Annotated in this window: 10 protein-coding genes; 7 read left to right on the top strand and 3 right to left on the bottom strand. The window is 73.7% G+C overall.

The window, feature by feature from the left end:
- Positions 1-29: 29 nt before the first annotated feature.
- Both ACFO3J_RS09155 and ACFO3J_RS09150 read right to left on the bottom strand, forming a co-directional pair.
- Complete coding sequence (locus tag ACFO3J_RS09155) at positions 30-473, bottom strand: nuclear transport factor 2 family protein (RefSeq protein WP_386427941.1); 444 nt, start codon at positions 471-473, stop codon at positions 30-32.
- A 133-nt stretch (positions 474-606) separates the two neighbouring features.
- Complete coding sequence (locus ACFO3J_RS09150; RefSeq protein ID WP_386427939.1) at positions 607-1,611, bottom strand: beta-ketoacyl-ACP synthase 3; 1,005 nt, start codon at positions 1,609-1,611, stop codon at positions 607-609.
- Between the two features lie 188 nt (positions 1,612-1,799).
- Here ACFO3J_RS09150 and ACFO3J_RS09145 point away from each other — a divergent pair, with 188 nt between their 5' ends.
- Positions 1,800-2,057: a phosphopantetheine-binding protein gene (locus tag ACFO3J_RS09145; RefSeq protein ID WP_386427938.1), complete on the top strand. Its 258-nt coding sequence runs from the start codon at positions 1,800-1,802 to the stop codon at positions 2,055-2,057.
- On the opposite strand, the gene ACFO3J_RS09140 is transcribed toward ACFO3J_RS09145, so the two are convergent.
- Positions 2,039-2,995: an acyltransferase domain-containing protein gene (locus tag ACFO3J_RS09140; protein WP_386427937.1), complete on the bottom strand. Its 957-nt coding sequence runs from the start codon at positions 2,993-2,995 to the stop codon at positions 2,039-2,041. The genes ACFO3J_RS09145 and ACFO3J_RS09140 overlap by 19 nt on opposite strands.
- 350 nt (positions 2,996-3,345) lie before the next feature.
- Here ACFO3J_RS09140 and ACFO3J_RS09135 point away from each other — a divergent pair, with 350 nt between their 5' ends.
- The 6 genes from ACFO3J_RS09135 to ACFO3J_RS09110 are packed head-to-tail and all read left to right on the top strand — an operon-like array spanning position 3,346 to position 8,944.
- Positions 3,346-4,641 carry a beta-ketoacyl-[acyl-carrier-protein] synthase family protein gene (locus ACFO3J_RS09135; protein ID WP_386427935.1) on the top strand — a complete coding sequence of 432 codons (1,296 nt, stop codon included), beginning with the start codon at positions 3,346-3,348 and terminating at the stop codon, positions 4,639-4,641.
- Entirely contained in the window at positions 4,638-5,957 is a 1,320-nt protein-coding gene (locus tag ACFO3J_RS09130) for a ketosynthase chain-length factor (RefSeq protein WP_386427934.1), read from the top strand. Before ACFO3J_RS09135 ends, ACFO3J_RS09130 begins: the two co-directional genes overlap by 4 nt.
- Positions 5,954-6,211, top strand: a complete 258-nt coding sequence (locus ACFO3J_RS09125) for an acyl carrier protein (protein ID WP_386427933.1) — start codon at positions 5,954-5,956, stop codon at positions 6,209-6,211. The genes ACFO3J_RS09130 and ACFO3J_RS09125 overlap by 4 nt, the downstream gene beginning before the upstream one ends.
- Complete coding sequence (fabG, locus tag ACFO3J_RS09120) at positions 6,208-7,002, top strand: 3-oxoacyl-ACP reductase FabG (protein ID WP_386427931.1); 795 nt, start codon at positions 6,208-6,210, stop codon at positions 7,000-7,002. Before ACFO3J_RS09125 ends, fabG begins: the two co-directional genes overlap by 4 nt.
- Positions 7,002-7,997: an aromatase/cyclase gene (locus tag ACFO3J_RS09115; protein WP_386427929.1), complete on the top strand. Its 996-nt coding sequence runs from the start codon at positions 7,002-7,004 to the stop codon at positions 7,995-7,997. The genes fabG and ACFO3J_RS09115 overlap by 1 nt, the downstream gene beginning before the upstream one ends.
- Positions 7,997-8,944, top strand: coding sequence for an MBL fold metallo-hydrolase (locus ACFO3J_RS09110; protein ID WP_386427928.1), 948 nt, complete (start codon positions 7,997-7,999; stop codon positions 8,942-8,944). The genes ACFO3J_RS09115 and ACFO3J_RS09110 overlap by 1 nt, the downstream gene beginning before the upstream one ends.
- Positions 8,945-8,967: the final 23 nt, after the last annotated feature.

Raw genomic sequence — 8,967 nt, 5'->3', positions numbered from 1 at the left:
GCCGGCGCGGGACCCACCCCTGTCCGGTCTCAGCCGGCCGGCGGCCGGTCGACGTCGTCACGACCGATGGTCCGGGTCAGGTTGAGGAGTTCGCCGTCCCGCTCCGCGAGGGTGTCGCGCACCACGCAACTCGGCTCCAGCACGACCGAGCCGTCCCGGCCGGTCACGGTGACCAGGGCGTAATAGGTGGTGGCGACGGTGCCGTCGGCGGCCCGGTCGGCGATCATCATGTCGAACCAGTGACGGGGCTGGCCGCCCCGGTAGCGCGCCTCGGCGGCCTCCGAAGCGGCCCGGATGGCCTCGCGGCCCTCCAGCACACCCCGGCCGCCGGCGAGGGTGAACACGCCGTCCTCGGCGAAGGTCTTGGCGAACCCCGCGAAGTCGCCGCCGTCCATCAGGTGCATCTGGCGGGCGTAGAAGTGCAGGATCTCCGCGTACAGGTCCGGTGACGGCGTCCGGTTCGCCGGGTCCATCGACATCTCTTTCCTGCCTTTCCTGTTCTTTCCCTGGCTGCTCCGCGCGGCGCGGGGAGGGGCCACGATCCTGACCGGGACGCCTCGAACGCGGATGGAGCGGTGCTCACACCGGAGGCGGCGGCCCGGACCGCTACGGCAGCAGCACGACCTGTCCGGCGAAGTTGAGTCCCGCGCCGAAACCGAGCAGCAGCGCGCTCTGCCCGCCGCGCGCCCGGCCCGAGTCGAGCATCGCCTCCAGGGCGAGCGGGACCGAGGCCGCCGAGGTGTTGCCGCTGACCACGACATCGCGGGCCACCTCGGTCCGGTCGGTCAGGCCGAGCCGCTCGGCCATCAGGTCGATCATCCGCAGATTCGCCTGGTGCGGAACGAAGACGCCCAGCTCCGCGGCCGGTATCCCCGCCACGGTGAGCGCGCGCCGGGCGGCCGGCGCCACCTCGTCCATCGCCCAGCGGAACACCCGCCGGCCGTCCATCCGCATCCAGGGCCGGCCGGCCGCCGCCGGGTCGGCGGCGAAGGAGTCCCAGCCGGCCGTCATCCGCAGCGCGCCCGCGAAGGCCCCGTCGGCCCGGCGGACCACCGGCCCGATACCGGGTGTGTCGCTGGGGCCGACCACCACGGCGCCGGCGCCGTCGGCGAAGAGGAAGGCGATCGTACGGTCGGCGGGGTCCACGATGTCCGTCATCCGCTCGGCCCCGATGACCAGCACATGGCGGGCGCTGCCCGCCCGTACCGCGTCCGAGGCGACCGCCAGGGCGTGGCAGAAGCCCGCGCAGGCGGCCGACAGGTCCATCGCGGCGGCCTGCCGGGCGCCGATGTCGTGCGCCACCACGGCGGCCAGCGGCGGGGTCTGCACCAGATTAGACATGCTCGCCACCAGCAGCAGGTCGACCGCCGACGGCTGCACCCCGGCATGGGCCAGCGCCTTGCCCGCCGCGGCCGAGGCCATGGCGGGCAGCGTCTCGTCGGGGGCGGCGAAGCGGCGCTCGCGGATGCCGCTGTGGCTCACGATCCACTCGTCGGTGGAATCGATGCGGCGGCACAGTTCGTCGTTCGCCACCGCCCGGCGCGGCCGGTATCCGCCGACCCCGAGGATCGCGCTGTGGCCGCCCTCAGCGACCTTGATCTGCTGCGGCATGGTCGTGTCTCCCGGACAGGTGCGGACGGCGCCGTTACGGCATTCGACCGCCCACGGTCGCGCTCCCGCCTCGAAGTCGCGTCGAGCAGGGCCGGAGCCGCCGGTGACCAGCGCTGTTCGACCGCTGCTCGAGGCCGGTCCCCGACGGTGGCCCTGCCGTCCCGCGTGTCGTTCCGGAAGGAATCCTCATGGCAGCGTTCACTTTCACCGACTTCAAGGCGATCGTCACGGCCTGCGGGGTCGACGAGGCGGAGACCGCCGCGCTCGGCGACTCCGCGCTCGACAGCAAGTTCGACGACCTCGGCTACGACTCGCTGCTGGTGTACGAGATCGTGATGCGCGTCCAGGACGACTACCCGGTGACGGTGCCCGACGAGGAGCTCAACGAACTCAACACGCCGGGCGAACTCATCACCTATGTGAACTCTCAGCTCACCGGGGCCTGAGCCGGGGATCCCTCCCGCGACCGCAGCACCTGCTCACGGGCCGCTTCGAAAGCCGCCAGCTCGGCCGGTGTCCCCTCCGTGCCGGGGGCCAGCAGCGGTACGACGACGGTGGCGCCGCCGCGGACCGCCGGATGCCGGCGGACCGGCGCCGACAGGCTGTTGTCCACGCTCGCGTCGAGCAGCACCAGGCCCGGCTCCGTCCCCTCCGTGTCGAGCAGGGCGGACAGCGCGGGCCAGTACCGCACCGTCAGGGCGAGTTGGCCGGCCCAGAACTCCGGCCGCACCGCCTCGTCGGCGCGCACCGGCCGCGCGGTGCGGCTGGAGTACAGCTCGGCCTGCGGCGGGCGCAGCCCCACCCGGCCGAGCACGGCCGCGAAACGGTCGGCGGCCGGCCGCAGGACCGGGCTGTGGAAGGCGTGCGAGCTGCGCAGCCGCATGAAGGTGAAGCCCCCTTCGGTCAGGCGCAGTTGGGTCCAGTCGAGCGGTCCGTCCGGACCGGCCAGCACCGTCTGCCGCGGTCCGTTCACCGCGGCGACGGCCACCTCGCCGGTGGCGTACGGCGCCATCGCGTCGGCCGGCGCCGAGACCGCCAGCATGCCCCCGGCGCCGTCGGTGCCCAGCGCCTTCGAGCGGGCGGCCATCAGGGCGCCTCCCTCGTCGGGCCCGAAGACCCCGGCCAGGCAGGCCGCGGCGAGTTCGCCGACGCTGTGCCCCAGATACACCTGCGGCGCCCCCTCCCACTCCGCGACCGCGCGGCCCAGCGCCTGCCCCACCGCGAACAGCAGCGGCTGCGTGAGCAGGGCGTCCCCGAGCTTCGGGTTGGGCGCCGGCCGGAGCCACACGTCCCGCAACGCGGCGCCGTCCGGGCCGTACCCGGCGAAGAAGGCGTCCATGTGCGCGGTGAACACCGCGTCGGAGCCGTAGAGTCCGGCGGCCATCCGTTCGCGCTGCGCGCCCTGTCCCGGTAACAGCAGCACCGTCCGGCGGGCCGGGCTCCGCTCCCCCGGCCGGGCGGCGCCGGGTGGCTGTTCAGCCGCCCGTCCCGACGGCGCCGGCGACGGTTCGGGCGACGATGCGGACGACGATGCGGACGACGATTCGGGCGAAAGGGTCATCGGGACTCCTGTGGCTGGTTCCGGTACGCCGCCGGTGGGAATCCCGGCCGGCGCTGGATCGGGGGTCGAGCGGCGCCGGACCGCGGCCCAGCGCAGCGCCAGCGTTCCTCAAGCAGGGTTTGAGGCCCGCCGAACACAGTCGTGGCACCCGACAGTGCCGTCGCGGTTCGTCCATGCAGGGCCCGTCAGAGAGGGCTGACCACGTGAAACGAAGCGTTGCCATCACCGGGATAGGCGTCGTCGCGCCGGGAGGAGTCGGCAAGAAGGCGTTCTGGGACCTGATGGTCTCCGGCCGAACGGCCACCCGCACCATCTCCTTCTTCGATCCTTCGAGGTTCCGGTCCCAAGTCGCCGCCGAAGTCGACTTCGACCCTAACCGCTACGGGCTGACCGCACGTGAGATCCGCCGGATGGATCGGGCCGCGCAGCTCGCCGTGGTCAGCACCCGCGAGTGCCTGCTCGACAGCGGCCTGGAGTTCGCCGAACTCGACCCGCACCGGGTCGGCGTCAGCGTGGGCAGCGCGGTGGGCGGCACCACCCGGCTGGAGGCGGAGTACCAGGTGCTCAGCGACAGCGGCCGCACGTGGGAGGTCGACGCGGGCTATCTCTCGCCGCATCTGTTCGACGCCTTCACGCCGAGCTCGCTGGCGGTGGAGGTCGCCTGGGCCGCCGGGGCCGAGGGGCCCGCGACGGTGGTCTCCACCGGCTGCACCTCCGGTCTGGACTCGGTGGGCCACGCCCGGGACCTGATCGCCGAGGGGTCAGCGGATGTGATGATCGCCGGCGGCGCCGACACCCCGATCTCCCCCATCGCGGTGGCCTGCTTCGACGCGATCAAGGCGACCACCCCGCGCAACGACGACCCGGAGCACGCCTCGCGGCCTTTCGACCGCACCCGCAACGGCTTCGTCCTCGCCGAGGGCGCCGCGATGTTCGTCCTGGAGGAGCTGGAGCACGCCAGGGCCCGCGGCGCGCATGTCTACGGTGTCATCGCCGGCTACGCGACCCGCTGCAACGCCTTCCACATGACCGGCCTCAAGCCGGAGGGCCGCGAGATGGCGGACGCGATCCGCGGCGCCCTCGACCAGGCCCGGCTGCCGGCGGAGGCGGTCGACTACGTCAACGCGCACGGCTCCGGCACCAAGCAGAACGACCGCCACGAGACCGGCGCGTTCAAGGACACCCTCGGCGACCACGCCTACCGGGTGCCGGTCAGCTCCATCAAGTCGATGGTCGGACACTCGCTCGGCGCCATCGGGTCCATCGAGATCGCCGCCTGCGCGCTCGCCATGGAGCACGGCGCCGTGCCGCCCACCGCAAATCTGCACGAGCCGGACCCGGAGTGCGACCTGGACTACGTGCCGAACGAGGCACGGGAGCGGCGGGTCGACGCCGTGCTGAGCGTGGGAAGCGGCTTCGGCGGCTTCCAGAGCGCGATGGTCCTCGCCCGGCCCGGAGCGGCCTCATGACCGGCGCGGCGGCAACCGCCAGCGCCGTCACCCCGGCGGCGGGCACCACCGCGGCGGTGATCACCGGCATCGGGGTGGCCGCCCCCAACGGGCTGGGCACCGAGGCGTGGTGGGCCGCGACGCTGCGCGGCGAAAGCGGTATCCGTCCGATCGCCGACTACGACGCGTCGGCGTACCCGACCCGGCTGGTGGGCCGGATCAGCGGTTTCGACGCCGGCGAGCACCTGCCCAGCCGGCTGCTGCCGCAGACCGACCGGGTGACCCGGCTGGCGCTGGCCGCCGCCGACTGGGCGCTGGCCGACGCGGGCGTCACCCCGGCCGAACTGCCCGAGTACGACATGAGCGTGGCCACCTCCAACTCCACCGGCGGCTTCGAGTTCACCCACCGGGAGATCCGCAAGCTGTGGACCCAGGGGCCCCAACAGGTCAGCGTGTACGAGTCGTTCGCCTGGTTCTACGCCGTCAACACCGGCCAGATCTCCATCCGGCACGGTATGCGCGGCCCGAGCAGCGTGCTCGTCGCCGAACAGGCCGGCGGGCTGGACGCGATCGGCCACGCGCGCCGTACGCTGCGCGCCTCGGGCGCCCTGGTGGTGGCCGGCGGGGTGGAGTCCTCGCTGGACCCGTGGGGCTTCGTCTCGCACCTGTCGGGCGGCCGGATCTCGCAGAGCGCGGACCCGTCGGCCGCCTACCTGCCGTTCGACGTGCGCGCGACCGGCCATGTGCCCGGCGAGGGCGGCGCGATCCTGGTGGTGGAGCCGGCCGCCGGAGCGGCCCGGCGGGCCGCGCCGCGGGTCTACGGCTCGGTCGCCGGCTACGCGGCGACCTTCGACCCGAGGCCCGGCTCGCCGCGCCCGCCGGGGCTCGAACGCGCCGTCCGCGCCGCGCTGGCGGACGCGGGGGTCTCCCCGGCGGACGTGGACGTGGTGTTCGCGGACGCGGCCGCGATACCCGCGCTGGACGCGGCCGAGGCGGCCGCGATCGAGGCCGTCTTCGGCCCCTACGGGGTACCGGTGACGGCGCCCAAGACACTGACCGGCCGGCTGTTCGGCGGCGGACCGCCGCTGGACGTCGCCGCCGCCCTGCTGGCCGTACGCGACAGCGTGCTGCCGCCGACCGCGAACATCGAGCGGCCGGTCCCGGGCCACCGGATCGACCTGGTACGCGGCGAACCCCGCCCGGCCCGGGTACGAACCGCGCTGGTCCTCGCCCGCGGCCACGGGGGCTTCAACTCCGCCCTGGTGATCACCGCACCCGAGGCCGCGCCGCCCTCGGCGGCCGGCCCGTCCCGAGAAGGAGAGGGTCAAAGGCCATGACACCCATGACGTTCGACGACCTGAAACGGATCATCACCGAGTGCGCCGGGGAGGACGAGCGGATCGCCCTGGGCGAGGACGCCCTGGACCTGCCGTTCACCACCCTGGGCTACGACTCGCTCGCGCTGCTGGAGACCGCGGCGGTCGTCACCCAGCGCTTCGGCGTCGCGCTGGCCGACGACGAGGTCGGCATCGACTCCACACCCCGCGAGTTCCTGGACCGCGTCAACGGCACCCTGGTGAGGTCCGCGTGAGCGCGGCACCGGCCACCGGGCGGGGTACGGCGCTGGTGACCGGGGCGACCCGGGGCATCGGCCTGGCGGTCACCGAGGCGCTGGCCGAGCGGGGGCACCCGGTCTTCGTGTGCGCCCGGGACGCGGTCGCCGTCGCCGAGACGGTCAAGGACTTCCAGGACCGCGGCCACGCGGTCGACGGCGCGGCCTGCGACGTGACCGACCCGGCCGGGGTACGCGACTGGGTGCGGGCGGCGGTCGACCGGTTCGGCCCCGTCGAGGTGCTGGTGAACAACGCCGGGCGCAGCGGCGGCGGGGTCACCGCGGAGGTCGCCGACGACCTGTGGTTCGACGTCATCAACACCAATCTCAACAGCGTCTTCCTGGTGACCAAGCAGGCGCTGACCACCGGCCTGATGCGCGAGCGCGACCGGGGACGCGTGATCAGCATCGCCTCCACCGGCGGCAAGCAGGGTGTGGTGTTCGGCGCCCCGTACTCGGCGTCCAAGCACGGCGTGGTCGGCTTCACCAAGGCACTCGGGCTGGAACTGGCCCGCACCGGGATCACGGTGAACGCCGTCTGCCCGGGGTACGTGGAGACGCCGATGGCCGGCGACGTCCGCCGGCACTACGCGCGCATCTGGGACACCACCGAGCAGGAGGTGCTGGAGCGCTTCGAGGCGAAGATCCCGCTCGGCCGCTACACCGAACCGCGCGAGGTGGCCGCCCTGGTCGACTACCTGGTCTCGGACGCGGCGGCGGCCATCACCGCGCAGGCGCTGAACGTCTGCGGCGGACTGGGGAACTACTGATGGAGGCAGAAGTGACCACGACCGCGGAGTCCCGCGCGGCGGATCACATCGCGGTGCTGAACGCGCCGGGCGACCGCGCGTACCGGCTGATCGCGGATGTCACCCGCTGGCCGCTGATGTTCTCGCCGTGCCTGGCTGCGACCGTGCTGGAGGGCGGCCCCGGGCGGCAGCGGATCAGGCTGTGGGCGCTGGTCGGATCCGAGGTGCGCAGCTGGACCTCGGAGCGCACCCTGGATCCCGCGGCCGGCCTGATCACCTTCCGGCAGGAGAAGCCGAGCCCGCCGATCGCCCGGATGCGGGGCCACTGGCGGTTCGAGGACACCGGCGGCGGCTGCCGGCTGGTGCTGCACCACGAGTGGGCCACCGAGGGAAACGACCCGCGGGCGGGCGCGTTCGTCGGCGAGGCGCTCGACCGCAACAGCGAGGCGGAGATCGGCGCGGTCACGTCATGGGCGGAGCGGGCCCAGGACCAGGACGAGCTGATCTTCTCCTTCAGCGACCGGGTGCTGATCGACGGCGCTCCGGCGGACGTCTACGACTTCCTGTACGCGGCCGGCCGGTGGCCGGCCCGGCTGCCGCACGTGTCGCGGCTGGACCTGGAGACGGCGCCCGCCTCGGACGCCACCGCGGGCGCCGAGGTGCAGATCATGGAGATGGACACCGCCGCCGCTGACGGCTCGACGCACACCACGCGGTCGGTGCGGCTGTGCTTCCGCGACGAGCGGATCGTCTACAAGCAGACCACCACGCCGCGCGGGCTGCTCGCCCACGGCGGCGAGTGGCGGCTGAAGTCGGTGGCGGAGGGGGTGCAGGTCACCGCGCGGCATCACATCGCCCTCGACCCGGACGTGATCAGCGAGGTCTTCGGCGCCGGCGTCGGCGTGGCCGGGGCGCGCGACCGGGTCCGGCAGCTGATCGGCGGCAACAGCCTGCGGACGCTGCGGACCGTCAAGGCGGCCGTGGAGGGCGCCGAACGGGCCGGGGCGGAGACCTGATGACGACGATGCCGACCACGCGTTCCCGGCCCATCGAGCCCGGCCGACCCGGCATGCGGGAGATAGCCGACGGCGTGTTCGCCTATGTGCAGCCAGTCGGCGGCTGGTGCGTCAACAACGCCGGGGTGCTGCTGGAGCCGGACCGGGTGACCGTCGTGGACACGGTCGCCACCGAGGCCAGGGCGCGGGCACTGCGCGACGCGGTGGCCGGACTCACCGACGCGGCGCCGAGGCTGGTGGTCAACACCCACTTCCACGGCGACCACACGTTCGGCAACGCCATCGTGGGCGGGGCGGGCGCCACCGTCGTGGCCCACGAACTGGCCCGTACGGAGATGGAGTCGGCCGGGATGGGACTGACCCGGCTGTTCCCCGCCGTCGAGTGGGGCGGAGTCGGTGTCACCCTGCCGAACGTCACCTATCGCGAGCGGCTCACCTTGCACCTCGGGGAGCGGACCGCGGAGCTGATCCACGTCGGCCCCGCGCACACCACCAATGACACGGTGGTCTGGCTCCCCGGGGAGCGGGTGCTGTTCGCCGGCGACGTACTGATGTCCGGCTGCACCCCGTTCGTCCTGATGGGTTCGGTGGCGGGCTCGCTGGAGGCGGTGGAGCGGCTGCGGGCGCTGGAGCCGCTGACCGTGGTCGGCGGGCACGGCCCGGTGTGCGGGCCGGAGGTGCTGGACGCGACCGCCGGCTATCTGCGCTGGGTCCAGCGCACCGCCGCCGAGGGGCGCGCCGCCGGTCTCAGCCCGCTGGCGACCGCCCGGGAGGGCGGTCCCGGCGTCTACCGGGACTGGCTCGACGCGGAGCGGCTGGTCGGCAATCTGCACCGCGCCTTCGCCGAACTCGACGGCGCTCCGCCGGGCTCCGCGCTGGACGTGGTGCGGATCTTCGGCGAGCTGGTGGAGTTCAACGACGGACGGCTGCCGGACTGCTACGCCTGACGGGTGCGCCTCCGAGGAGGCGC

Source organism: Streptomyces polygonati (genome assembly GCF_042650325.1).
GTDB classification, from domain to species: Bacteria; Actinomycetota; Actinomycetes; order Streptomycetales; family Streptomycetaceae; genus Actinacidiphila; species Actinacidiphila polygonati.
This window is presented reverse-complemented; position numbering and strand designations above follow the sequence as displayed.